Source organism: Moraxella sp. E33BD, from assembly GCF_041807865.1.
GTDB lineage: Bacteria > Pseudomonadota > Gammaproteobacteria > Pseudomonadales > Moraxellaceae > Moraxella > Moraxella haemolytica.
In genome coordinates this window covers 33,222-59,759 of record NZ_JBGTZD010000005.1, presented here as the reverse complement: position 1 = coordinate 59,759, position 26,538 = coordinate 33,222, and the positions used below count along the sequence as shown (strand labels likewise).

23 protein-coding genes and 1 pseudogene are annotated in these 26,538 nt (G+C 43.1%); 11 read left to right on the top strand and 13 right to left on the bottom strand.

Annotation, left to right across the window (positions count from 1 at the left end):
* The first annotated feature begins 48 nt into the window (after window positions 1–48).
* From groL to ACERC6_RS03960, 6 genes are all read left to right on the top strand, one after another.
* A complete protein-coding gene (gene groL / locus ACERC6_RS03985; protein WP_284673983.1) occupies window positions 49–1,680 on the top strand; it encodes a chaperonin GroEL in 1,632 nt (543 codons plus the stop codon).
* A 222-nt stretch (window positions 1,681–1,902) separates the two neighbouring features.
* Window positions 1,903–3,345, top strand: a complete 1,443-nt coding sequence (gene yegQ / locus ACERC6_RS03980; protein ID WP_373627842.1) for a tRNA 5-hydroxyuridine modification protein YegQ — start codon at window positions 1,903–1,905, stop codon at window positions 3,343–3,345.
* A 230-nt stretch (window positions 3,346–3,575) separates the two neighbouring features.
* A complete protein-coding gene (locus ACERC6_RS03975; protein ID WP_284673984.1) occupies window positions 3,576–3,896 on the top strand; it encodes a DUF4298 domain-containing protein in 321 nt (106 codons plus the stop codon).
* Between the two features lie 21 nt (window positions 3,897–3,917).
* Window positions 3,918–4,175: a YfhL family 4Fe-4S dicluster ferredoxin gene (locus ACERC6_RS03970; protein WP_284673985.1), complete on the top strand. Its 258-nt coding sequence runs from the start codon at window positions 3,918–3,920 to the stop codon at window positions 4,173–4,175.
* Window positions 4,176–4,384: 209 nt separating this feature from the next.
* A complete protein-coding gene (locus ACERC6_RS03965; protein ID WP_284673986.1) occupies window positions 4,385–4,606 on the top strand; it encodes a CsbD family protein in 222 nt (73 codons plus the stop codon).
* A 292-nt stretch (window positions 4,607–4,898) separates the two neighbouring features.
* Window positions 4,899–6,929, top strand: a complete 2,031-nt coding sequence (locus ACERC6_RS03960; RefSeq protein ID WP_373627841.1) for a TonB-dependent receptor domain-containing protein — start codon at window positions 4,899–4,901, stop codon at window positions 6,927–6,929.
* Window positions 6,930–7,178: 249 nt separating this feature from the next.
* Here ACERC6_RS03960 and ACERC6_RS03955 read toward each other — a convergent pair whose 3' ends face one another.
* The 4 genes from ACERC6_RS03955 to ACERC6_RS03940 all read right to left on the bottom strand — a co-directional run bounded on the left by ACERC6_RS03955 (window position 7,179) and on the right by ACERC6_RS03940 (window position 10,988).
* On the bottom strand, window positions 7,179–8,177 hold the full coding sequence (locus tag ACERC6_RS03955) for a tyrosine recombinase XerC (RefSeq protein WP_373627840.1): 999 nt from the start codon (window positions 8,175–8,177) through the stop codon (window positions 7,179–7,181).
* A 71-nt stretch (window positions 8,178–8,248) separates the two neighbouring features.
* Window positions 8,249–9,154, bottom strand: coding sequence for a diaminopimelate epimerase (gene dapF, locus ACERC6_RS03950; RefSeq protein WP_373627838.1), 906 nt, complete (start codon window positions 9,152–9,154; stop codon window positions 8,249–8,251).
* A 229-nt stretch (window positions 9,155–9,383) separates the two neighbouring features.
* Window positions 9,384–10,712 (bottom strand): diaminopimelate decarboxylase, encoded by a 1,329-nt coding sequence (lysA, locus tag ACERC6_RS03945; RefSeq protein ID WP_373627934.1) that lies wholly within the window; start codon window positions 10,710–10,712, stop codon window positions 9,384–9,386.
* 114 nt (window positions 10,713–10,826) lie between these two features.
* Window positions 10,827–10,988 carry a lipoprotein gene (locus ACERC6_RS03940; protein ID WP_284673990.1) on the bottom strand — a complete coding sequence of 54 codons (162 nt, stop codon included), beginning with the start codon at window positions 10,986–10,988 and terminating at the stop codon, window positions 10,827–10,829.
* Window positions 10,989–11,276: 288 nt separating this feature from the next.
* Between ACERC6_RS03940 and ACERC6_RS03935 the strand changes: the two genes are divergently transcribed.
* Together ACERC6_RS03935 and pta are read left to right on the top strand one after the other, a co-directional pair.
* A complete protein-coding gene (locus tag ACERC6_RS03935; RefSeq protein WP_284673991.1) occupies window positions 11,277–12,464 on the top strand; it encodes an acetate/propionate family kinase in 1,188 nt (395 codons plus the stop codon).
* Window positions 12,465–12,807: 343 nt separating this feature from the next.
* Window positions 12,808–13,872: pseudogene (gene pta / locus ACERC6_RS03930) on the top strand (phosphate acetyltransferase); the annotation flags it as partial.
* Between the two features lie 87 nt (window positions 13,873–13,959).
* On the opposite strand, the gene yaaA reads toward pta, so the two are convergent.
* Window positions 13,960–14,742, bottom strand: coding sequence for a peroxide stress protein YaaA (yaaA, locus tag ACERC6_RS03925; RefSeq protein WP_373627836.1), 783 nt, complete (start codon window positions 14,740–14,742; stop codon window positions 13,960–13,962).
* 197 nt (window positions 14,743–14,939) lie between these two features.
* On the opposite strand from yaaA, the gene ACERC6_RS03920 reads away from it, so the two are divergent.
* Window positions 14,940–16,016: an enoyl-CoA hydratase/isomerase family protein gene (locus ACERC6_RS03920; RefSeq protein WP_373627835.1), complete on the top strand. Its 1,077-nt coding sequence runs from the start codon at window positions 14,940–14,942 to the stop codon at window positions 16,014–16,016.
* On the top strand, window positions 16,007–16,843 hold the full coding sequence (locus ACERC6_RS03915; protein WP_373627834.1) for a CoA ester lyase: 837 nt from the start codon (window positions 16,007–16,009) through the stop codon (window positions 16,841–16,843). The genes ACERC6_RS03920 and ACERC6_RS03915 overlap by 10 nt, the downstream gene beginning before the upstream one ends.
* A 19-nt stretch (window positions 16,844–16,862) precedes the next feature.
* On the opposite strand, the gene epmA is transcribed toward ACERC6_RS03915, so the two are convergent.
* The 8 genes from epmA to ACERC6_RS03875 all read right to left on the bottom strand — a co-directional run bounded on the left by epmA (window position 16,863) and on the right by ACERC6_RS03875 (window position 24,452).
* Window positions 16,863–17,828 carry an EF-P lysine aminoacylase EpmA gene (gene epmA / locus ACERC6_RS03910; protein WP_373627933.1) on the bottom strand — a complete coding sequence of 322 codons (966 nt, stop codon included), beginning with the start codon at window positions 17,826–17,828 and terminating at the stop codon, window positions 16,863–16,865.
* A 19-nt stretch (window positions 17,829–17,847) separates the two neighbouring features.
* On the bottom strand, window positions 17,848–18,909 hold the full coding sequence (locus tag ACERC6_RS03905) for a 4-phosphoerythronate dehydrogenase (RefSeq protein ID WP_373627932.1): 1,062 nt from the start codon (window positions 18,907–18,909) through the stop codon (window positions 17,848–17,850).
* Between the two features lie 28 nt (window positions 18,910–18,937).
* On the bottom strand, window positions 18,938–20,092 hold the full coding sequence (locus ACERC6_RS03900; protein WP_373627833.1) for an AI-2E family transporter: 1,155 nt from the start codon (window positions 20,090–20,092) through the stop codon (window positions 18,938–18,940).
* Window positions 20,093–20,218: 126 nt separating this feature from the next.
* Window positions 20,219–20,686, bottom strand: coding sequence for a YaiI/YqxD family protein (locus ACERC6_RS03895; protein WP_373627832.1), 468 nt, complete (start codon window positions 20,684–20,686; stop codon window positions 20,219–20,221).
* Window positions 20,687–20,895: 209 nt separating this feature from the next.
* Complete coding sequence (locus ACERC6_RS03890) at window positions 20,896–22,017, bottom strand: 5-(carboxyamino)imidazole ribonucleotide synthase (protein ID WP_373627831.1); 1,122 nt, start codon at window positions 22,015–22,017, stop codon at window positions 20,896–20,898.
* 120 nt (window positions 22,018–22,137) lie between these two features.
* The gene (gene purE / locus ACERC6_RS03885; RefSeq protein WP_284674000.1) at window positions 22,138–22,674 is read right to left on the bottom strand and encodes a 5-(carboxyamino)imidazole ribonucleotide mutase; all 537 of its coding nucleotides are present in this window, start codon (window positions 22,672–22,674) and stop codon (window positions 22,138–22,140) included.
* A 137-nt stretch (window positions 22,675–22,811) separates the two neighbouring features.
* Window positions 22,812–23,723: a metallophosphoesterase gene (locus ACERC6_RS03880; RefSeq protein ID WP_373627830.1), complete on the bottom strand. Its 912-nt coding sequence runs from the start codon at window positions 23,721–23,723 to the stop codon at window positions 22,812–22,814.
* Between the two features lie 120 nt (window positions 23,724–23,843).
* Complete coding sequence (locus ACERC6_RS03875; RefSeq protein WP_373627829.1) at window positions 23,844–24,452, bottom strand: rhomboid family intramembrane serine protease; 609 nt, start codon at window positions 24,450–24,452, stop codon at window positions 23,844–23,846.
* A gap of 414 nt (window positions 24,453–24,866) precedes the next feature.
* Between ACERC6_RS03875 and ACERC6_RS03870 the strand changes: the two genes are divergently transcribed.
* Window positions 24,867–26,483 (top strand): OmpA family protein, encoded by a 1,617-nt coding sequence (locus tag ACERC6_RS03870; protein WP_373627828.1) that lies wholly within the window; start codon window positions 24,867–24,869, stop codon window positions 26,481–26,483.
* The last annotated feature ends 55 nt before the right edge of the window (window positions 26,484–26,538 follow it).

The window sequence follows — 26,538 nt, the reverse complement described above, 5'->3', positions numbered from 1 at the left end:
TTTAAATTGTAAACAATCGCATTTCAATAATTTAAGAGAGTATTAAAAATGGCAAAAGATGTAAAATTTGGTGTATCTGCCCGTGAAAAAATGATTGATGGCGTAAATATCCTAGCAAATGCCGTCAAAGTAACCTTAGGTCCTAAAGGTCGCAATGTCGTGATTGACAAGTCTTTTGGCACGCCAACCATCACCAAAGATGGCGTAAGCGTTGCTAAAGAGATTGAGCTTGAAGATAAGTTTGAAAACATGGGTGCTCAGTTGGTGCGTGAAGTAGCATCAAAAACCAACGATGTGGCAGGTGATGGTACAACCACTGCAACCGTACTTGCTCAAGCCATCTTAACTGAAGGCATGAAAACTGTCGCTGCCGGTATGAACCCAATGGATCTAAAGCGTGGTATTGACAAGGCAACTCGTGTTGCCGTTGAGCAAATCCATGCTTTATCTACCCCTGCAGATGATTTTAAGGCGATTGCTCAAGTTGGCTCAATTTCAGCCAACTCTGATAGTAAAATTGGCGAGCTTATCTCAGAAGCCATGAAAACTGTCGGCAAACAAGGCGTGATTACTGTAGAAGAGGGTTCAGGCTTTGAAGATACCTTAGAAGTGGTTGAGGGTATGCAGTTTGACCGTGGTTATATCAGCCCATATTTTGCTAATAAGCAAGACAGTCTAACTTGCGAATTTGACAACCCATTTATCCTACTGGTGGATAAAAAGATTTCTAATATCCGTGAGATTGTGCCACTATTAGAACAAGTCATGCAAACTAGCCGTCCGCTACTGATCATCGCCGAAGATGTGGAAAATGAAGCGTTAGCAACGCTTGTGGTGAATAACTTGCGTGGCGGTCTTAAAGCTTGTGCAGTAAAAGCTCCTGGTTTTGGCGATCGTCGCAAAGCCATGCTACAAGACATTGCTATCTTGACTGGCGGTGTTGTGATTTCAGAAGAAGTTGGCTTAAGTCTAGAAACAGCGACGCTTGAGCATTTGGGTACAGCCAAAAAAATCACTGTGGGCAAAGAAAATACAGTGATTGTTGATGGTGCAGGCGACAAAACTCAAATTGACAGCCGTGTAGATGCCATCAAACGCCAAATTGAAGAGTCTACTTCTGATTATGACAAAGAGAAGCTACAAGAGCGTGTTGCTAAGCTCTCTGGCGGTGTTGCTGTGATTAAAGTTGGTGCAGCCACCGAAACCGAGATGAAAGAGAAAAAAGACCGTGTTGATGATGCCTTGCACGCCACCCGTGCAGCTGTGGAAGAGGGCATTGTACCTGGTGGCGGTGTGGCGTTGGTGCGTGCATTGACGGCATTGGCTGACCTAAAAGGCGACAATGACGACCAAAACGCAGGCATTAACATTCTAAGACGCGCAATGGAAGCACCGCTTCGCCAAATCGTAACCAACGCAGGCGAAGAGGCTTCTGTGGTTGTGAATGAAGTGAAAAATGGCTCTGGCAACTACGGCTACAATGCAGCGACTGGTAGCTATGGCGATATGCTAGAGATGGGTATTCTTGACCCTGCTAAGGTAACTCGCTCAGCCTTAGAACATGCCGCATCTGTGGCAGGTCTGATGCTAACCACCGAAGTGATGATTACTGAGCTACCAAAAGAAGAGCCAGCCATGCCAATGGGTGGCGGTATGGGCGGCATGGGCGGTATGATGTAATCCTTGCCAGTCATTCAATAAAACCTTCCAAGCGTGAGCTTGGGAGGTTTTTTAGATTGATTATCATGATTATAAAAGGCGTGTTGGCATTCGGTTTTTAAGAGTTGTTATTGTCTTTAGATTTTAATAAAACGATGGTTAAATCCTACAAATTTACTATGATTTTTGTTGTTAAAATTTGCTATAATAAAGCAAAATCAATAACACAAAATAGCCAAACCTATGAGCCAACTGAATCGCAAACCTGAACTTCTATGCCCTGCCGGCACCTTTAAAAATATGCAGTACGCTTTTGCTTATGGAGCAGATGCGGTATATGCAGGGCAGGCACGCTATTCTTTGCGAGTACGCAATAACGACTTTGATGAAGACAATCTAAAAAAAGGCATTGACTATGCCCACTCTTTGGGTAAAAAGTTTTATGTGGTGGTGAATATTCAAGCCCATAATGCCAAATTAAAAACTTTCATTGAGGACATTCGCCCTGTTATTGAGATGAATCCTGATGCACTGATCATGTCGGACGCAGGCATGATTATGATGGTGCGTGAGCATTTTCCCCATCAAGACATTCATCTGTCAGTACAAGCCAACGCCGTAAACTGGGCGACGGTCAAGTTCTGGAAACAAATGGGCGTGAGCCGTGTGATTGTTAGCCGTGAATTATCCTTGAAAGAAATTGAACAAATCATCTTTGAGGTTCCTGACATGGAGATTGAGGTGTTTGTTCATGGGGCGTTATGCATGGCATATTCTGGACGCTGTTTGTTGTCAGGATATATCAATAAACGAGATGCCAATCAAGGCACTTGCACCAATGCGTGTCGTTGGTCTTATAACACTTATAAGGCAACCGAAAATGAAACAGGCGACATTGTGCCTGTCATGCAAGACAGTAAACAAAATGCCATCTCTAATGCCGAAGTATTTATCCCTAACCAAAGCGAAAACAGCATTGCTAATGTGAATTTAAATGGCGATGTGGTCATGGGCGATGAGTATGTGGAGAAACCGTCTGATGAAGTGGTATTATTGGAAGAGCAGGGTCGCAAAGGCGAATTGATGGCGATGTATGAAGATGAGCATGGTACCTATATCATGAACTCTAAAGATTTGCGTGCGGTGGAGCTTGTGCCAGAATTAACACAAATGGGCGTGCATTCATTAAAAATTGAAGGGCGTACCAAATCACATTATTATGTGGCTCGTACCGCACAAGTCTACCGCCGTGCCATTGATGATGCCATTGCCGGCAAACCATTTGATACCAGTTTAATCACTGCCTTAGATGGGCTAGCAAATAGGGGTTACACTGAAGGCTTTTTAAGACGGCATGTGCATTCTGACTATCAAAATTATGAATACGGCTCATCAAAAACAAACCACCAACAATTTGTAGCAGAAGTGCTTGATGTTACAGACGATAAACTAACTTTGACCGTCAAAAATAAACTCAGCGTGGGAGATGAGATTGAGATTATGACTCCGCAAGGCAATATCGTTTATCGCCTTGATAAACTATGGGATAAAAAAGGCAATGAAATAGATGCCGCCTTAGGTTCTGGCTGGATATGCCAAATTGATAATCCTTTTACTGAGTTGGGTTTTGATGTGTTGCAATTTGCCCTTGTGATGAAAACAGTAGATGAGCCGGTTTTTACTTAAAAACAACAACGCCATGATTTTTTATTATGGCGTTTTTTATGAAAGAACAATATGCCAATCAAGAAAAATTATGAACTCACCAACACATGAAATCACCCCATACTTAAAAGATGATCTTAAGTCGTCCTTTTATATCTTGCCAATTTTTATATCATCAAGCAGGCTTTAGATTTGGTGGGTAGTGAATGATATGCTATAATGACCCAAAATCAAAAACTTAGGAACAACCGATGACCACCCAAAACCGAATTAACGAAATCCAAGCCATCTATAAAGAGTGGCTGACTGTCTTTGAAAGACTACAGACCGCCAAACAAGACTTGGCAAAAAGTGCCGAACTGATGAGTCAGTTAGAAGATTTTTATTTTGATGGGCAATGGCGTGAGATTTATGAAGCCATTGAAAACGGCGAAAACTTTGATCTGACAACAGATGGCGAATACAGTGTGATGAGTGAAGATACATTATGGAATGCCTTTAATGATCAACAAGATTTATTGTGGGATAATTTACGCTTTGCTGTGAAGCACCTTGATAAAAAAGATGATTAAGGCAACCGATAAGCTGTTTTAATGGCACTAAAAATCACCACCGATTGCATCAATTGCGACATTTGCGAGCCAGAATGCCCTAACGAAGCCATTTTTTATGACCAAAAAGGGCAAAAAACCTATGTCATCAACCCAGACTTATGCACCGAATGCGTAGGCTTTTATGAAGAGCCGACCTGTGATAAGGTCTGCCCGATTGACTGTATCATCAAAGATGATGCTCGTTTGGAAACCACAGACGAGCTGATGGCAAAATATAAGCGAATTTGGGGAAAGTAGTTTGGCTTGGTCAATTTAAGTCTGGCGAACTGTAGTGTGGTCATTGTCCCAAAAAAACTCTAATAGAACTCTTGTATTGACAAATGTCGCACACTGATGATACAGTTAAATATCAACACCAATGCCGTTTTGTATTTTAATCAAGAATGTATTAAGCACTGATTTGATAAAGGGCAAAAACTTTTAATAAATAATCTTAGGAGAATGTGATGAGCAATGACAGACTACAAGGCAAATGGCAGCAGCTAAAAGGCGAAATCAAGCAACAATGGGGTGAGCTGACTGATGATGAAGTTGTCAAGTTGGACGGCAAGACAGACAGTCTTATTGGTGTGCTTCAAGAGCGTTATGGCAAGGCAAAAGATGCCATCGCTCAAGAAGTCAATGAATGGCTTGATAAGCTTGATAATGATGACAAGACAACGCCTTGATGTGTCTTAACAGTCTTGCTTGGTTTTGTATGCTAAGCAGTCATCAGATAAATCAATCAAAACCTCAGCTGTATCTACAGATGGGGTTTTGTTTTTTTGTGCTTAAGTGATGATTTACCCAAAAATATTGCCGATATTTTTTTGTTATAAAAACATAAATGATAGCAATTTTTATTTGCAAATTTATTTTTAGTTATGTATAATTGTTAATACTTACTTACCAAACGCTAAAATTTTGTAATGTATTTAGAATTTTGGCACTTTATTGTTTTTAGACATCATAAGGTATGATATGAATAAGACTCTTAAGCGTCTGCCACTTGCTGTGGCTATATTAAGTGCACTTGGCACACAGTCTGCTGTTGCTCAAGTCTCTCAAGATGAGTCGTCAGTTGTATTGGACACCATTCATGCAACGCTGGACCGTCAAGGTGCTAAGGTTAAAACAAATGTTGTAACCTTGCAAGAAAAAGATAAATCTACTGAAACAGACTTGCGTGGCTTGCTAAAAGAAGAGCCTGCCATTGATTTTGGTGGTGGTAATGGTACCTCTCAATACATCGCTATTCGTGGCATGGGTCAAAACTCGGTAGATGTTAAGATTGACGGTGCTTATACCGACAGCCAAATCCTTTATCACCAAAGTCGTCATATGCTTGACCCATCAATGGTGAAAATTGTCAGCGTTCAAAAAGGTGCTGGTTCAGCATCAGCTGGCATCGGTGGCACCAATGGAGCGATTATTGCTAAGACTTTGAGTGCTGATGACCTATTAAAAAATGGTCAAAATATCGGCTTTAGAGTAGGAGCGGGCTATAGCTCTAATGATGAACATTCTTATAATGCGGCTGCTTATGGTAAGTCGGACAATGTTGATTTTCTATTAAGTGCAAACAAAGTTGACCAAGATGACTATACAGCAGGCAAAGATAAGAAAATTGCCTTTACTGCCCTAGATAAGACTAGCTATTTGGCAAAAGTCGGAGCAAATTTTGGTAATCATCGTTTTGAACTTAGTCATCTAAGTCAAGAAAACAAAGGTGTTCGTCCAATTCGTGAGGAATTCATCAACTTTAATACAGAGTCGCAAGATCCTCAATATCGTAAAGTGAAGACCGAGAATACCAACTTGCAATGGAATGCCAAGAATTTGGGCGTGGTTAGTGGGGTAGATGCCAATGTGTATCACATCGTCAATTCTCGCTACACTACAGACGATAGTAAGGCAGGCTACGCAGGAAAGTTAGCGGGTTCAAGCAAGTCTAGGATTGACACTAAAGGTTTGAACATTAATCTTGATAGCCAGGTCAATGATGATGTTCTGCTAAAATATGGTGTAAACTACCGCCAACAAGAAATCACGCCAAACCGCTACAAAGCTGGCATCGTCAATCAAGAAAAAACAGATACGGGCTTGTATGTAGAAGCAATTGCTGATATTGGTAAGTTGACCGCTACAGCAGGGCTTCGTTATGATCATTTTGATATCAAAGATATGACAGGTGGGCGTGTTAAAGGCGATAATTTAAATCCAAGTGTTGGTTTAATTTATCAGGCAACGCCAAGTCTTAGCTTTAGTGCCAACCACAGTTATGCCACTCGTAGCCCAAGATTGTATGATGCTTTGACAGCTCACGGATATCGTGCTGTGGTTAAAGTAACCGACAGTCTAAAAGCAGAAAAAGCTCAAAACACTGAGATTGGTTTCAACTTCAATCAAGGCAATGCTTTTGTTAATGGTAGCTATTACTGGCAGAGTATCAATAACCTGCTAAAAAGTGCAAGTAATGGTAGCAAGCATGAGAATGGCACAAGTATTGATGAAATGAAAAATGTTGGCTATGCCAAAAACAAAGGTTATGAGTTAAATGCTGGCTATAAATGGCAAGGTCTAACCGCTCGCGTGGGTATATCGGACAGTAAGCCTGAATTCTACAGTTCGCAAAACTTTAGCAACCGTGAATATGCATCACGACTCGGTCGTACTTGGACGGCAGCTTTATCTTATCGTTTCGCCCAACCAAACCTAGAGGTAGGCGTGCGTCATCGCCGTGCTGATGATGTTATTGGTGATTCAGCTTGGACAGGTAAAGTTGTTAGTACTGACCCAAGAAAAAATCACGACCCTAAGAAACTGCGTCCTGGCTACAATACCACAGATGTGTTCGCCAACTGGAAACCTTTAGGCAACGACAAAGTCAATGTTAATATGTCGGTTAATAATATCACTGATGAATATTACACTTCGCATATTTCTAGTTCTGGTGTGGCACTTCCTGCTGTAGGTCGTGAATACCGTATTGGCGTGAACTTCACTTACTAATCTGAATAGTTTTTTAGGTTTTTTCTCCACCCACCCTGTTATTAACAGGGTGGTTTTTTATTTTATACTTTGATAAAAAATATAGACCGGTCAAAACCTATCTACGATTTTTGGGCGATTAAAAACTCATACCTGCCAGAGGCGGTAATAAAGATGGTGTGGTCTAAGGCGGATTTGGGATTAAGTTAGGCTAAGATAGAGCTGATTTTGTGGGTGTTTGGTCTTGGCTGATTGATGAAGTTAAACCAATCAATCATCTATGCTATCTAGCACATGAGCCACTGCTCGAGGATGTGCTTTGTCATAGACACGAGTAAGTGCTCCAAAATCAACTTGGGTGTAAATCTGAGTGGTACTAATATTGGTATGACCAAGCATCTCTTGAACTGCACGCAAATCACCGCTTGATGACAGCATATGTGAAGCAAAACAGTGCCTGAGTAAGTGCGGGTGCAGATGTTGGGCAATGCCTGCATTGGTGGCACAGACTTTTAAGCGTAATTGTATGGCTCGGTTACTAAGCCTTGTGCCATGTCGCTCACTGATGAATAAGGCGTCCGTGCCTTCTTGCCACAGAGTGCGATGCGGTAGGTAAATCTTTAGGGCATCGATGGCTTTTTGACCTACAGGAGCTAAGCGTACTTTATTACCCTTACCCAAGATGCGTACCATGCCTGCACGCAGGTCAATATCACCAACATCAAGATTGGAAAGTTCGGACAGACGCAAACCGCTACTATACATAAGCTCAAACATTGCTCTGTCTCGTATCCATAGCCTTGCTTTGTTGGCATCGTCAGGCATGGGTTGGTCAAGCAGCTGCATCATCATGTCCACATCACCAAGTTTTGGCAATGGTCTAGGCTGTGCTTTTAAGCGGTAGCCTGTGGTGGGGTTATGTTTGATTTGACCTGATTGAATGAGATGAGCGTAGAATTTACGAATGGCGGACAGCTCTTGTTTTGCACTGGTGGATTTGATATTGTCTTTTTCTAGGCGTTGGGTGATATAGCGGGTTAAATCCTTTTTATCAAACAATAAGTAATCGCCTTGTAGTCTGACATCTTTTTCTATGAAGTTCATGACACGCATCAAAGTGGTGGTATAAGCGGTGATGGTGTGTGCTGAATAGTTTTGTATTGATAATACATCAAGCCATGCCTGAACGATACTCCAATTTTTGGGTAGTTGGGTATCTTGTTCGGCAGGGGGGCTGATGAGTTGGTTTAGTAGGTTGTTTAGACGCATAAGATAAGAGCGATACCAGCGATACCAAAGGTAGAAAACCTACCTTTGGCAGGGTTAATCAATCAAGGCTATCATGATGAGTAGTCGCCTGTTGTATTGGGTGCTGTGCTGATGCCTGCTTGGGCTGATAACCCATCTGGGCTAAATACGCCCTCAAAGACAAAGGCGGTCGGACCTGTCATCATGACAGGATAGCCTTCTTGCCAGCGAATGGCAAGACTGCCACCGTACAGCTGAGCACGAATATCTACGCCTTCATCAAGCCAGCCTTCTTTGATGCCTGTTACGACTGCCGCACACGCCCCTGTGCCACAGGCTTGGGTCTCTCCCACCCCTCGTTCATAGACACGCAGGCGAATGTGTCTTTGATTGACGATTTGCATGAAACCAACATTGACATGCTCAGGAAAAGCCTTATGTGACTCAATTAATTTGCCAAGTCGTTCTACATCGGCGGTAAGCACATCATCAACTTTAATGATGGCATGGGGGTTGCCCATGTTGGCGATGTAAAGTTCAATCGGTTCGCCATCAACATTTAGACGGTAGCAGTTGCCAATTTTGGTAATGGCTTGGGGGGTAAAAGGAATCTCGTGTGGTTCAAATTTTGGTTTGCCCATGCCAACTTGTACCCAGCCATAGCGGTCAGTGGTCAGAGTGATGATACTGCTGGCGGTCTCAACACGAAGTCTTTGTTTAAAAGATAGTTTGCGAGCCTGTATAAAAGATGCAAAGCAACGAGCACCATTGCCACATTGACCAACTTCTGTGCCATCGGCGTTGAAGATACGATATTTAAAATCCACATCAGGGCGACTTGGTGGCTCAACAATGAGTAGTTGGTCAAAACCGATGCCCAGATGGCGGTCTGCCAATAGACGCACCAGTTCGGTGGTGAGAGTCATACGCTGTGTTACTAGGTCAATAACCATAAAATCATTGCCTAGACCGTGCATTTTGGTAAATTCGATTAGCATTGTTATCCCTTATGTCTTTAAAGCATCAAGATGGGCATTCCTTACCTAAAATCTATCCATATATAGCATGACTATCTTATCATGATGTATCAGAATTTGCCTAGTAAATTTCACAAATTTCAATGAACTGATGAAAAACGGTAATAATCTGGTTTTTTTATTGATTTTTGATTTGGTCATTCATCAAAAAAAGCACTCGCTCATGAGTGCTTTTTGGATTGATGGGTGGTCAGATGGATTCGCCACGCCATAGGTCTTCAAGCGTCTCTCGCTCTCGTACGATGCGATGCGTGCCATTGTCAACCATAACCTCAGCAGGGCGTGGACGACTGTTGTAGTTACTTGACATGGTAAAGCCATAAGCTCCTGCACCTGTCACTGCCAATAAGTCGCCCACTTCTAGGGCAAGATGACGGTCTTTGCCTAAAAAATCGCTTGACTCGCACACTGCACCAACAATATCCCAAGTCTGTGCCTGTTTGTTGTCATCAAGGGCGGTGTTAATGATTGCCATGACTGATTCATAAAGAGCAGGGCGAATGAGTTCACTCATGGACGCATCAACAATGGCAAAATTTTTGTGATCAGTGGGCTTTAGGGCAATGGTACTGGTCAATAACACCCCTGCATTGGCGGCGATGTTGCGTCCAGGCTCTAGGTGTAGCCCAAGATTATATTTTGCTTGTAGGCTAAGTAGCTTGGGGAGCAAAGCTTCGGCAAACTCATGCACACTAACAGGGCTTTCGTCAATATAGCGTACGCCCAAACCACCACCAAAATCAAGATGTTTTAGTTTAATGCCACGATTGGCAAGCTCATCAATCAGCTCAATCATCTTATCTAAAGCATCAACAAAAGGTTTGACCTCGGTTAGCTGTGAACCGATGTGGCAATCAATGCCGATGATGTCAAGATGGGGCAGGGTTTTGGCATATTCATAAGCACTGATGGCAATGTCATGTGAGATACCAAATTTATTATCTTTCATGCCTGTAGAGATGTAAGGGTGTGTTTTGGCATCAACATCAGGATTGATGCGTAGAGCGATGGGGGCTTTTACCCCCATGCTTTGAGCGACTTCATTGATGGTATCAAGCTCACTCATGGCCTCAACATTAAAGCAACCAATACCAGCTTGCAGGGCTTGAGTAATGTCGCTTTTGGTTTTGCCAACACCAGAATAAACGATGCTGTTGGCTTGACCACCTGCTTTTAGCACACGAGACAACTCACCGATTGAGACGATATCAAAGCCAGCCCCTGCTTTAGCAAGAGTGGATAGTACTGCAAGGTTGGAATTTGCCTTGACTGCATAGCAGATATGCACATCGTTTAAAGCACTAAAACTCTCAACATAAGCAGTATAATTGGCCAATAAAGTATTCTTAGAATATACATAAAGCGGTGTGCCATACTGCTCTTTTAGGGCATGGGCATTCACGCCATCAATGTGGAGTATGCCGTCTTGATAGTCAAGGGCAGGCAGGGCATCAACAAGTTGGGCGGCGTTAATATGAAGCGTGCCATCGGTGGTTTGGCTTACCGTACTAAAAGTCATCATACATTCTCAAAAAAAATAAAAAGTAATAAAATAATAAAAGTGATCGGAGTTGGCAGGTTATTTGTATCAAGCGTTAATATGCCGATAACTAAGTGAGAGTATTTAAGCCGATTAGTAATCGTTTGGGCTGGTGGCGGCTGATTGTTCTTGGGTTTGGGTAGTTGGGATTGTTTGGGGTTTTTCGGGTAAGTATAATGCCCCTTTTTGACCACAAGCAGTCAGGCTGATGGCAAGAAGTGTGCAGAGTAAGGTAGGGATTAAAGTGGCTTTCATGGTTGATTTTTTTGTTACGAATTGAAAAATTATTTTACCTAAATTTTAACCAAATACCAATTAATTTTCAAAAAATTAGTCTAAGATGATGAATTTAAAGGAAAAAAGTTGGTGGTATCTTGATAATCACTGACAGGGTTTGGTAAGATTTGCTAAAGACTTTTGGGTGATTTATTGCTATAATGCCAAAGAAAGCATTTGGCTTTCTTGGGGCTTGTATTCCTAATATTTGGCGATACAAGCTCTAAGATTTTCTACCCATCCAAATTTAGGATAAGGAAATAAATAATGTCATTAAATAATCCAACCTTAGTGCTTAACTGCGGTTCTTCATCTATTAAATATGCACTCATCAGCGAAGATGGCGAAAGCCGTATCGAAGGTTTGGCAGAAGCATTGGGCAATAGCGATGCTCGTATCAAGCACAAAGACCTAGATGGTAATAAAACCCAAATCAATATTCCAAATTCAGGTGCTCATGCCGAAGCTCTACAAATCATCTTAAATGACCTAATCAGTGAGTATAAGCCTGTAGCGGTTGGTCATCGTGTTGTACATGGTGGTGATAAGTTTAAATCAGCGACCATCATCACCCAAGAGGTGCTAGAGGCGATTGAATCACTAGCGACGCTAGCACCACTGCACAATCCTGCTAATGCAGCAGGCATCAAGGCGATATCTGCCATCTATCCAGATTTGCCACAGGTGGCAATTTTTGATACTGCGTTCCATCAAAGTATGCCTGAGCACGCTTATCGCTACGCCATTCCAAAGGAATTGTATACCGAGCATCAAATCCGTCGTTACGGCTTTCATGGCTCATCGCACGCCTATGTATCAAGCCGTGCTAGCGAGCTGACAGAGGCGGCAGGCGAGCATGGTTGGATTGTGGCTCACTTGGGTAATGGCTGTTCTGCTACAGCGATTTATGATGGTAAGAGCTTAGATACTTCTATGGGTATCACGCCGTTAGAGGGCTTGATGATGGGTACTAGATCGGGGGATATTGACCCAAGTATGCACATTCATTTGCATCGCACCTTAGGTCTGTCTATTGAAGAGATTGATACACTACTGAACAAAAAAAGTGGTCTGCTAGGCGTTTCTGGCATATCAAATGACATGCGTAACCTTGAGCAGGCTGACGCAGAGGGCAATGCCGATGCTTCATTGGCACTGGATATGTTTGCTTATCGCACCGCCAAATACCTACTTGGTCTGACCGCTGCTTTGCCAAAACTAACAGGGATTGCCTTTACAGGTGGTGTGGGCGAGAATGGTACTGCCATGCGTGAAAAAATCATCAGTCATCTAAAACACATCGGTGCAAAAATTGACAGCGATAAAAATGCAGCCTTGAGACTGGGTGCAGAGGGTAGTTTTCATGCTGCAGATTCCACCTTTGAGTTTTGGGTAATCCCAACCGATGAAGAATTCCAAATCGCCAAAGAGACGAAAGTTGCTTTGGGTTTGTGATTGGTATTTTTAAGGAATGATTATGACGACAATTTTATTAGTACCAGTACAAGATGTTAATCTTGACGGCTTGATTGCCAAAGTGGACAAAGTTGCCTTTGATCCATTGGCGACTTTTGGGCAGTCTGAGTTTGAATCTGCCTTAGCAAACAAAAACTTGGACGATTTGCTTGAGCTTGTATATGCCAAAGTTCAAGAAAATGGCGATGACATTCAGCTAGTGAAAGGCATCAGCCTTCAGCATTCGTACGCTAGCCGTGTGAATGGCGACTTGGCAAAAGCACTTGATGCTGATGTGATTTTGGTAGGTGATAATGAAGCACTGCTAAATATTGCTAAGGCAGAGTTTGCTGAGCGTGTTATTGGGCAAGTGAGCGAAGATGGTGAACTGACGGCTCTTATCAAGCCAAGCACTCGTGCAAAAAATCTATCTCCATCAGCATTTCGCCATGAATTGGTCAAAAAAGCACAAGCCGCTAAAAAACGCATTGTCCTACCAGAAGGCGATGAACCACGCACCATCGAAGCTGCAGCGATTTGCCAGTCTCGTGGCATTGCTCAATGTGTGCTACTTGGCAATCCTGACAAGATTCGTGCGGTGGCGGACGAGCGTGGCGTAACTTTGCCTGACGACATAGAAATCATTGACCCCACAACCATTCTTGATAAATATGTTGCTCCGATGGTAGAGCGCCGTAAGGGTAAGATTGATGAAGCAGGTGCAAAATCTGCTTTGGAGGACTCTGTTTATCTAGGCACAATGATGCTACAAGTTGGCGATGTAGATGGTCTGGTTTCAGGTGCGGTACATACGACCGCAGATACCATTCGCCCAGCATTCCAGCTGATTAAGACCGCTCCTGAGTACAGCTTAGTATCGAGTGTGTTTTTTATGCTACTGCCTGATTCTGTAGTGGTATACGGCGACTGTGCGGTCAATCCAAATCCGACTGCCGAGCAGCTGGCTGAAATTGCCATTCAATCAGCAGAATCCGCCAAAGCCTTTGGCATTGACCCAAAAGTTGCACTCATCAGCTATTCAACCATGAACTCTGGTGCAGGCGAGGATGTGGATTTGGTTAAAAACGCTCTGACCATCGTGCGTGAAAAAGCACCAGATTTAAAAGTAGATGGCCCTTTGCAGTTTGATGCAGCTTGTGTGCCATCTGTGGGCAAACAAAAAGCTCCTAATTCTGCAGTAGCAGGCGAGGCAAATGTCTTTATCTTCCCAGATCTAAATACAGGCAATACCACCTATAAGGCGGTACAGCGTACAGGTAATGTAATCAGTGTAGGTCCAATGCTTCAGGGTCTTAATAAGCCTGTCAATGACTTGTCTCGTGGCTGTTTGGTAGATGATATTGTTTATACCATCGCCTTGACCGCCATTCAGGCCATCGATGCTTAATCGGCTTTGATGTGAATCTGATAAAAATCCCTGCTACATGGCAGGGATTTTTTGTTTTGTGATGATGTTGATTGGTTGAATGATGGATTATGTCCGTTCAGCTCTTTTAAACACCCATTCGTCATCACTGCTTGCGTTTTCATCAAAATAATAGCCGTCTGTATCAAAGTTTTTGAGTTCATTGGGGTCTGTGATATTGTGTGTACAGGCATGGTTTACCATCATGCCACGAGCTTTTTTGGCATAGAAACTGATGATTTTATATTGCCCATTTTTTTGATCTAAAAATTTTGGTGTGATGATGGTGGCGTCTATTTTATTGGGCTTGACTGCTCCATAGTATTCGGTGGAAGCAAGATTGATGAGTACATTAGAACCACTTTGTTGGATACGCTCATTGATTAGGTCAGTGATGGTATCACCCCAGTATTGATAAAGGTTGTCAGCGTTTGGCGTTTTTAATTTTGTGCCCATCTCCAAGCGGTAGGCGAGCATATTGTCAAGTGGTTTTAGCAGTCCGTATAGCCCTGATAAGATGCCTAAGTGCTTATTTAGGTATAAGATTTCATCTTTATTTAGTGAATAAGCGTCCAAACCTGTATAGACATCGCCATCAAACAGATAGACGGCAGGTTTAGCCAAGTTATTAAAAGGGTATGCCCAATCGGCATTTCTTGCGACATTAAGCTCGGCAATCTTAGCAGAGATGTGCATTAATTCTTGTAAGTCTAAGACATCTTTGGTTTTGAGTGTCTTCATTAAATCAATGGCGTGCTCAATCAAAGAAGGCTGGCTAAGATGGTCGCTAACATCAATGGGCAGGGCAGTTTTTTCATCTAGGTTTTTGGCAGGAGATAATAAAAAATACATGGGCAATCCTATGGGGTGCTTGTTGTGTTACTTGCTTTATGTTCTTGCTTTATATTATAGGTAAAAACCATCAAAATACAAAGTTAAAATTGCCAATTCATGTATTTGGGTGCCTTATCATTGATTGCCCCCATAAAATCTGTTATGCTAAATTGGCACTGATGAATAAGATTGATATGAATGAATAAGGAGCGGTTATGACGGATTTTGTTTTATCTCGCTTGATGCCTACTACGCAAGGCAAGGCGGTTGCTGTGATTACATTGAACAACCCAAAAGCTCTAAACGCCCAGAACCTAGCGATGGTCAAGCGTACCCATGAGCTGTTAAATATGTGGCGAGATGATGAGTCGGTGGCGATGATTGTGCTACATGGAGCTGGCGAGAAGGGGCTGTGTGCAGGAGGTGATATCAAGGCACTGTATGGCGATACGGACGGTACAACTGCTCACGAATTTTTTACGCATGAATATGGGCTGATGTACGCCATGCACATTTATCCTAAGCCGATTTTGGTATGGGGGCATGGCATCACGATGGGTGGCGGTATGGGGCTGTTTACTGCATCTAGCCATAAAGTTGTTACCCAAAATACGCTGATGGCAATGCCTGAGGTGTCTATTGGATTGTTTCCTGATGCAGGAGCGTCTTATTTTTTAAACCATTTGGCAGGCAAGGTTGGGTTGTTTTTGGGCTTGACAGGTGCAAGGTTTACAGGGGCGGATGCTTATGCTTTTGGTGTGGCGGATTTTTCGGTTAGTCATGAGCGATTTGACGATGTATTAACCCATCTTTGCCAAATTGACTTTCAGGATAATGCAACCAATCACCATTTGTTATCAGCTTGTTTGAATGAATTTCACGACATCTCTATCCTAGCAGACAGCGGATTGTTAAATGCGTTTGATGACATCAATACACTGATGAATGCAGGAAGTTTGGCGGATATTGATAAGGCTTTAAAGGATTATCAAGGTGATGATGAGTTCATTAAATCTGCCATAGCACTGTATAATCATGGTTCGGATATAACTAAGGCGATTACCTTTAAGATTTATCATGACCTAAAAACTGGTAAAAAAGACCATTCATTACGCCAAATCTTTGACCTAGAGACCATCATCGGTACTGCCTGCGTAGAAAAGGGCGACTTTAAAGAGGGTGTGCGAGCCTTGCTGATTGATAAAGATAAAAACCCAAATTGGCGATATACTCTATCTGATATGCCGACTGGCTATATTGATGAGTTTTTTGGGGAGGCTTCATGCAATTAGCCTGCTTTTCAACTTATCTGTTCGTCCCTGCCACTCGCTTAGATAGAGTGGCTAAGGCTATGGATAGTGGTGCGACCCACATCATCATTGATTTAGAGGATGCTGTAGAGTCAAGCCATAAAGCAAAGGTGCGTGCCAACCTAAAGGATTTTGATCGCCAAAGTAATCGGTCGTATTGGTTGCGTATCAATGCGGCACATACTTATGATTATGCTCATGATATTGAGCTATTAAATGATCTAAATCATGTGCAGGGCGTGCTACTACCAAAGGCGGAATCTGCCTTGTCTGTTACCGCTGTGCATCAGGCGACATCGTTGCCTATCATTGCTGTGATTGAGACGGCTAAGGGCGTATTAAACATTCCGCAGATTGCTACCGCTACAGGGCTATTTGCCATGACTTATGGCTGTTTGGATTTGAGCAAGTCGTTAGGCTTACTACCAAAAACGCCATCAGCGAAAGTGGTGTTTGATAAAATCCGCACAGAACTGCTACTGCATTCGGTTGCCAATCAGTTATCCGCACCGATTGAGACGATTTTTGCAGATTTTCATGATGGGCAGGGTGTGGAGAGATTTGCTCGATATGCCAAAGAGTTCGGTTTTGGCGGACAGTTGCTCATACACCCAAATCAAGTTATCCCTGTACAGCGTGCCACCGCCCCTAGCGATGAGGTGATGAATTTTGCCAAAAAAGTATTGGCGACACATAAAGAAACAGGGCGGGCGGTGTTCTCAGTTCAGGGTGAGATGGTGGACTTGCCTGTCATTGATTGGGCGAAAAAACTGCTAGGGCTACCACCAGATAAGGCATCAGTTGATTAAAATAAACCACCTATTTGTATCAAGCACGCTCAGTAGTTAAGGCGATGGCTTGTGTGATATCAGATAGATTGGCACTCACCATCAGCAGTCTGTCCACACCCAAGGCGATACCACTGCATGGCGGCAAATCATCGCAGGCACGCACCATGTTCATGTCAATCGGCATGATGGGGCGACCTAATCTCTCTCGCTCAGCGTTGTCTGCATAAAAGCGTGCCAGCAGTTCATCGCTTGATGCTAGCTCATCGTAGGCGTTGGCGATTTCTATGCCGTTGATATACAATTCAAATCTTTTGGCGACTAGAAAGCCCTCATCATCATGGGCGGTTTTGGCAAGAGCGGCGGTAGCAGGCGGGTAGTTTGTTACCAAAGTTGGTGCATCTTTGCCCAAATGTGGCTCAACCAAATGACTAAATAATAAATCAAGCCAACCTTGTCTGTTATCACCCATGTCTAGTGTGATGTTGTGTGCTTTGGCACAATCGCGCATCTTATCAATACTGCTTAAAAAAGGGTGGATGCCTAGTGATTCAAAACTTTGGCGGTAACTTATTTTTTTGAGTGCGATGGGTTGATTAAATACCAAGCTGATAAGCTCCCCAAGCTCGCAGGCAAGCTCATCAAGCCCAAAGTGTGGGCGATACCATTCTAGCATGGTAAACTCAATGTTATGTTTATGACCACTCTCATTATCTCGAAAGACAGGGCATATCTGATAAATCGGTACTTGCCAAGTGGCAAGCAGGCGTTTCATCGCAAACTCTGGTGAAGTGTGTAGATAGCCTGTTGTTGCCTTACCTGCTTGATGAAAATTGACGGATACAGAATCAATGAATACATCGGTGTTGCCTGCATGAGACAGTAATGGGGTGCTAACTTCAAGGACGCCTTTATCGGAAAAAAACTGGCGAATCTTGGCAAGCAGGACGGCACGCTTTTGGGCGTGGACTAGGCTTTGGGTGGGTTGATATGTCATGATGAAAATATTGATTTAAAAATATGATTTAGTATTGCCATTCGTGGCGTAGAGCATAGTGCTTGCGTAGGGCATCAAAATCTTGGGCGGATACACCGTCCTTATTGACCGCTCTTAGACTTTGGTCATCTTTGTATATATCATAAAAATATCTTAGCGTGCTTTGACTGTCTTGTGTGACACTTTTTTTAAAGTTTGCCCAATGATAACAATTAGGTGGTAGCAAGGCTTCAAGGTTTTGTATGATTGGTAAATCAAATGCTTTGCAAAAATCTTGATAAATCATGTCTGTACCACGCATTTTACCTTCAATCGTATAGCCTGCGATGTGTGGTGTAGCAAGGCTAATCTGATTAAGTAATACCGCATCAATGCTAGGCTCGTATGGAAAGACATCTAAGGCTGTGCGTAGCTTTTTGTCGGCAATGGTAAGCAGTAAATCCGCCTGATTGATAATCTCGCCACGAGCGGTATTAATCAGTATGGCGTGGCTTTTTAGGTGAGATAAGACGGTTTTATCAAATAATTGATGCGTTGGATAATCGCCTGTGTGGGTGAGTGGTGTGTGTATGGAGACGATGTCGCTTTGTGCCAACAGTTCGTACAATTCGCTGTTATTTAACTGTGATTTTGGTAGATAAGGGTCATATCCTAATACCTGCCAGCCCAAATCCTGTGCGTATTTGGCAAGGGTGCTACCAATATTGCCAAGCCCGATAATGCCAAGAGTGGTGGGTGTGTCAATAGAGTGTGAGCGTAGGTGCAAGATGGCACAGATGACATATTGAGCGACCGAGTGCTTGCTTGATCCTTGAGCATTGGCAAAGCAGATACCCTTACGGTGTAGATAATCAATATCAATGTGGTCAGTGCCGATGGTTGCTGAACCGATAAAGCGAATCTTACCAAAATCGCTGATGGTTTGTGGGTTGATGGGGGTTACCGACCTGACAAATAAAGCGTCAGGCTGGTGTTCATCAAGAGCGACTTGATTAATGCAACGCCCTTTCATTTTGATGAGACGAATGTCATGATGAACAAGATAGTCATCTAGATTGGCAATATTTTCATCAGCGATGATGGTACTCATGGTGTCAATACTCTTATCTGGTTGCTGGCTAATGACCATCATCTGGTGTGTGCTTAGGATTGATATCAACCAAAAGTCCTGCACCATCACCTACAACGAGTTCGCCATCTTTTTTGGCGAAGATTTCATTTTTGTGCTGACTTACCCATTCACGCCATACGGCAAGTCCAATGGCAAGCACCACAGGACCGATGAATAACCCTACAAATCCGAACGCTGTCAATCCACCAAGCACCCCAATAAAGATGATGATAAAAGGAATCTTGGTTGCACCACTAATCACGATAGGGCGAATCAGATTATCCACCCAGCTAATCACCAATATTCCCCATAAGCCAAGTCCGATGCCTTCGGTGGTATGACCCTGCGACAGTAGCCATAAAGCGACACCACCCCAAGCAAATGGCGTACCAAAAGGAATGAGTGCCACCACAAAGGTAATGACGGTAAGTAAGATGGGGTTTGGTGCTCCTGCTATCGCATAGCCCACTCCTGCTAGTAGGGCTTGTACCACTGCTGTAAGACCGATACCATAAATGACAGCCTGTGTTGTTGCTCCTACAGAGTCAATGTAGTTATCAATGCGGTCGCCGATGATGTTTCGCATGGCTTGGCGAATTTGCTTCATTAGAATATGACCGTCTCGATAAAAGAAAAATAAAGTCATTAAAGCCATGCCAAGTTTGGCAAGATTTTTTAGTATGGCATCAAATGCCATCTTGCCATAGTATAAATGCGACTGCACCCATGTACGCACTGCTGTCATTGATACTTCTGGGTCTTTATTGATTTCCCATAGGATATTTTTAATCTGCTGACCGATGACAGGTAGGTTTTTGATGTTGTTGGGTAAATCAATGTAGCCTGCCTGCAAGCGATGAATTGCCATGCTATAAAAACTGATGACTTCTTGCTGTAAGAAAAAAACACCTGCCACCAGTGGTACGCCGATTGCCAAAGAGATGCCAACCGTCATAATGAGTGCACTTAGCGTTGGGCTAAGATGAACCTTTTTGTGAAAAAATCGGTACAAGGGAAAGGTGATATACGCCAAAATCGCCCCCCAAATGGCAGGCGAAATAAAAAACTTGACTATCTGAAAGCATAAGATGATTAAGATGATAAGCAAGGTTAGGGCGAGTAGGCGCTGTAGTGCGACTTCTTTGGTCCAAGTTTCTAGCATGAGAGGTGTGTTTAGGTGGCAAAATATGAGTTTTATTATGCCAAATTTTTTGTCATTGTGCTTGAGGTTTTTGTGGTTTTTTGCATATTTGTGTTGCTAAAATTTAAGTGGTATCTTGAAGCTGAATCAACCTTTACCGCCACTGCTGATTACCAGTCTATTTAGTCCATTAGCGAAGGCCTGTTTGTCTTTATCGCCATAAGGCTTTTGACCGCCCATCTGTTTTGGGTCTAGTACGCCTGTTCCACGCAAGGTTTCCATGAAGTCTCTTGCGTTTAGTTTGGGCTTGATGTTGTCTAAAGTAAATTCTTCGCCACGACTGGTTAAAACCTTTGCTTTTTTGCCCAGTACATCGTTAGCAAGTGGAATGTCGCTTGTGATGACCAAATCGCCTTGATTGGCATTGCTGACGATATATTCATCGGCTTTATCAAAACCTTGATTAACCACAATCATGTGCAACCGAGGAGATGGGGATAATTTAATAAAGCGATTTGCCACAAAAATGGCTTCTACACCTGTGCGATTGGCAGCCTTAATGATGAGTTCTTTGGCAATGATGGGGAGTGCGTCTGCGTCTATGTAGATTTTCATGGTGCGGTGCTTGGTATGATGTCTGGTGCTAGTTTGGTAATGTATGCTGTGGCGTTTGATGACTTGATGGGGTTGTCAGCCTGTTTTATTGGCTCATGACTACAGATAAAGTATGAAATAAGCCTTTGTCGTCTGATACAACATACAAATGACTATAAACAGGCAATGACAACACGCCAAAAGAAAGGCTAATTATCGTTAGTTGGGTCTTAGTTATCCAGACCTAGCTTATTTGGTAGCAATGACACAACCTTTGCTACTGTCTCGTCTAGTTGGTCGCTGTCGGTTGGCATGATGGTGATGTGGGCGATTTTACGACCTTCTCTTTCATCTTTGTGATAGTGATGAAAGTACACGCCATCAATAGCAAGGACTTCTTGTAAATTTGGATAGCTGCCAATCACATTGAGCATCACAGATGGCTTAATCATGCTGGTATCGCCAAGCGGTAAGCCTGCCACTGCACGCATATGATTTTCAAACTGGCTACACACCGCCCCTTCAATGCTGTAATGCCCAGAATTATGTACTCGTGGGGCGATTTCATTGGTAATCAACCCGTGTTCTGTTACAAAGAGTTCTAAGGTTAAAATGCCGACATAGTTGAGATGTTCAAGCAATTTTTTGATGTTTTCTTGGGCTTGACTGGTTAGGTGTTGGGCGTCTGGGGCAGGAGCGATGGTTTTGGCAAGAATGCCATCTTTATGGATATTTTCTACAAGAGGATAGTAGCGAATCTCACCACTTTGTGAACGCACAGCGATGATGGAGACTTCTCGACTAAAGTTGATGAAGCCTTCAGCGATGAGTGGGGCAGTCGCACACGCCTGACCAAGCTCGCCCCAAGCGGTGTTGATGTCGTCAGCTGTCTTGATGACAAATTGCCCTTTGCCATCATAGCCACCCCGAGAGGTTTTTAGTACTAAGGGTAGTCCTAGTTCGTCACAGGCTTGTTGTAATTCGTCTTGGGAGTTGACCGCCAAAAATGGCACGGTAGTGATGCCCAGTTTATTGAACAGATTTTTTTCGTTTAGGCGGTCTTGGGCGATGAATAATGCTTGTGATGGTGGATAAAGTGTCTGCTGTTCTAGGCGTTGGGCGACATCTAAAGGCGTGTTCTCAAACTCTAGGGTAACAAGGTCGCACGCTTTGGCGAAGTTATCAAATTGGGCGGTTGTGTAGACTTGCCCTGCCAGTGATGCAGGCGGATTGGGTGCGTCTTCTAAAAATACCGTCTTGATGCCTAAGGGGCGAGCAGCATTACCTAGCATAAGACCAAGCTGACCACCACCGAAGATGCCGATGGTGCGAATGGGGGCGAGTGTTGTCATAGTAAACCTTTTAACCTTGTGCGTAACTTGTTTGTGGTGTTGATGATTGCTTGATTGTTTAACGGATAAGTGACTAAATATTAAGCAAAATCGCCCCTAGGTGGGACGATTATTTGTGTTTTAATTGATAATACCAGGTGTTGGGTTATCTAGGATAGATTGGGTCTGCTTGGTGCGAAATTCACTTAACTTTTTGCCCAATGCTTCATCAGTGATGGCAAGCATCTGCACAGCGAGCAATCCTGCATTATATGCACCTGCCCCACCGATGGCAAGCGTACCGACCGAGACACCACGAGGCATCTGAACGATAGAAAGCAAGCTATCCCAACCTGAAAGTGTGCTTGATTTGACAGGTACGCCAAGCACAGGCAAATCTGTTTGGCTAGCACACATACCTGGCAGATGTGCTGCACCGCCTGCCCCTGCGATGATGATGGACAGCCCACGAGTTTTGGCTGATTTGGCATAGTCAAAAAGCTTGTCAGGGGTGCGATGTGCTGAGACGACCTGACACTCAAAAGGTACGCCAAAGTCGGCAAGTACTTGGGCGGCTTCAATCATGGTTGCCCAGTCTGACTGACTGCCCATGATGATGCCAACTTTAGGTATGCCATCTGGCGAGGCGATGGGTGCAGGTTGTGCTTGGCTAGACATATTTTTTTCCTTAAAAATGGTACTATGAAGCGATTTATTATATCAAAGTTTTACACAAAGTTAGCGAAAAATTGATGTCATTCATGCCAAAGGGGATAAATCGCTGTTTTTGGTGAACGACTTGGCAGTGTGTTGTATTAACCAATAAACTGTACAAAATTATTTAAGCTAATGGTAGGGTTGTCTGTGTCAAATTGATAAGCGGTTAAATACCCATCTTTACCTGCCGAATAGTCAGTGCAGACAACTTGAGAAGATAAAGGCAGGGGTTCGCCTGTCAGCCAATAATGTCCGATGATAATGGGTTTGGTTGTGCCTAGATAAAAATTAATCGGACAGACCAAATCATCAGGTAGGTCGGATATGTCGCAGTTACTGGCAGCAGATAACTTAACGATGGGCTGTTTTAGGTCGTTCTCCCACCAGCGAATGCGGATATCTTGTCTAAGATGACCCATGCCATCTTTGATGTAGATGTCATTAGGTAGTGTTGTCTGCAAGCCTGCTAACAGTTTTAAGATGTGGTGGTGAGTCTCTTTGGGCAGTTTTTCAAAGTTATTTTGACTTAGTCGCCCATTATACAGATGGGGAGTAAGTGCTTGAATAGCACGGGCATCATAGCAGGCGTGAACGACAATGAATTCATCAAATTCAAGCCAAAGCGGTAACTCAAAAAAGCGAGACAGCCAATACCGATGGCGTGGCGAACCTTCGCCAACAGCGTCCAAAAAAGCCTGATGTACTTCATTTTGGCGTGGGGTGGGTGTATAGATTTGCTTGCCTGCTTGATCGGTTGAGGCATAACCGATGGCATTATATTCATGATTACCCATGACGGCTAAGGCTTGATGATTGTCTAGCATATCAAAAACAATGCTTAGCGTCTCAAGCTGTAATTGCCCACGGTCAATCAAATCGCCAACAAATATCGCCATGTGATTGGGCGGGGCGATGTGGCTTGTGCCATCATGCTGGTAGCCAAGCTGACTTAACAGCCCTTGTAGCTTGTCTGCTTGACCATGTATGTCGCCAATAATGTCGTAAATCATATCAAAATATATCAGCCAAATTGTTTTTTAAAGATTTATTGTTCAATACCAATGCAAAAAATCACGCTTTAAGCATTATTATCAACACTGCTATAAACATTATTCTATCTAACAACACCGTTAAAAGTTTGGTCTTAATAGGGCATTTATAAAGTGCAGTAACAACGCAGGTTCTATAGCGATGGTGGCGATGACACCAAAGGCAGCACCGAATAGATGTGCTGAATGGTTGGTGTTACCCATGCCACGGCGGTCAGCATAGAGACTATAAGCGGTATATAGTACAGCAAAAATAATGGCAGGGATTGGTAAAACACCAAAGAAATACAAAGTCTCCCACGGTGCAAACAAAACAAAACTAAACAGTACCGCTGATACCGCCCCTGATGCACCAAGGCTTAGGTAGCGAGTGTTATGTTTGTTTTTTAGATAAGTGGGTATGATGGCAACGATGACGGATAGCACATAAAATGCCACAAAACCTAAAGAGCCAAACTTGGCGATATAAAAACGCTCAATCACACGACCAAAGAAGTACAGCGTAAACATATTAAATAATAAGTGCATGCCATTGGCATGAATAAAGCCATGCGTGATAAAACGGTCATATTGTTTAAAACGGCTGACCGAAATGGGGTCAAAAATCAGCCGTCCCATGATGTTTCTGTTTTGCCATGCAAGCAGGCTAATGATGACGGTAATGGCGATGATAGCGGTGGTATGGTTCATGTGGTGTTACTGGTACTGGAAAATAAATTGGCTAAATATTGGCATAATGATAAAAAGACTGCCAAGTAGAAAGAGCATAAGTAAATAGTATAAGTATAACAGGTTAAATCAATTTGGCAAATTGCAAACTTGCAATACCAAAAAAACAAGCCAGATAAGCTGATGTAGCCAAAAGATATTTAGATAGCCAATGGAGTGCGGTACAGCTTTTGTGTAAAAAAAGCGACTTTATATTGAGATTGATGATAGTTTTGTTTGAGTATTGTTGCCAGCCCTTTATTATTGGCGAAAGTTAAGTCACAATAGCGATATTAACAAATTTGTTCCTGCACAGTGTATTTTTAGCGGTGTGTGGAATTGTTTGTTAAATACACTAATAATATGAATACGCCAAATCAATCCACTGGAGTTTTTATGAGTCTTATCAATACCCTTTCCCAATCGGTTACTCCGCATGTTTTAGCAGCGACTGCAACTCACGCAGGCGATAATACCACCAAATCAAAACTACTTTCTGCATTCTACGCCATCTTTGTCTCACGCCTAGCAGATGAAGCTGTATATAATCACCTATTGGCACTAAGTCCTGTGGATTTAGATAATGGTCGTACTGTTTTTGATGTGGTGTTTAATGACAACGATGTCAATCACGCCACCAGTCTCAATGACAAACTAGCAACCGAGTTTAACCTACCTGCAACAACCGCCAGTACCTTAACCGCTGTATCAGCACCACTTATCCTACAAAAGCTAAAAGAGCTGTCGGGTGCTGCTGTTTTGCCAGTGTTTTTAAAAGACAATTCATCTGCGTTTAGCTCACTTGTTCCATCATGGGCGTATGCCTTATTGCCTGTTGGTTTATTTGGTGGAAAGAGCGTTGCAAGCCAGTTGGACGCCAAGCCTGTTGAGCCACAAAAAGTCGCTCCTGAAACCATTGCAGCCAAACCTGTAACAACCACGCACATGGGGCATGATGAGCAAGAAAAGGGCGGTTTCTTAAAGAGCTTATTACCAATCATTGGACTAATCATTTTGGCAGGTCTGGCATGGTTGCTACTACGCAGCTACCAAGACAGACCAGTGCCTGTAGCTGCCCCTGCTGAAAAACCAGTCGAGTCAGCTCCTACAACCACTGTGGCAACAGATGCTACGCCTGCCACTTTAAATATTGCTGTTGATGAGACTGGCGATGCCATCTATTCATGTCATGGTCAGGCGGGTACAGAAAGTGTTCTTGGTAGTATCCGCATCGCCATTGCAGGTGTGTTTGGTGTTGATAAATGCAAGTTACAAACAGCAACTGGCTATTCTGATACCATGCCAACAGCAGAGCATCTGCCTGCCATCTTGGGTTTAATGAAAGGTGTGCCAAGCTCAAGCGTGAGCATCGCTGATAAGGTCATTCGCTTTAATGCAGCTAATGAAGCCGATATTCAAAAGTTAATTGATGGTGCTAAGGGTATTTTGCCGACTGACTTTACTGTAGAAGTAGAGCCAAAACTTGATATTGCGGCTGCTGTGGCAGAAAGTATCAATTCAGCTAAAGAGATTATCTCTCGACTTGGCGATAAAACAGCGACTGATGATATTATTCGTGCTTTAAACCTACAAATCATCAACTTTGAGGTTGATTCAGACGAAATCCCCGCCGAGAACAAAGAAATCCTTGATTTGGCAGCCATGAAAATGGCAGACCTGCCAGAGCTGACCCTAAAAATTATCGGTCATACTGACAATCAAGCATCGCATGAATATAACAAAACACTATCAGAACAGCGTGCTGCCGCTGTCCGTGATTATCTGGTATCAAAAGGTGTGCCTGCTGAGCGTCTTAGCATTGAAGGTGCCAGTTATGACCACCCAGTAGCCTCAAATGCTACCGAACAAGGTCGCTTCCAGAACCGCCGTATTGAGTTTACTTTATCTCAAGCAGGCGAGCAAATTGCAGCAGTGGGTAACGCACCCACCAGTAAAGCAACCAAAAAAGCACAAGCCAATCAAGCATCAGAGGCTAAGACTGACAAAAAATAATTGATGGATTTGTCCATGACTTGTTAGGCTTAAGGGCTGAATTTAGAAAATTAAG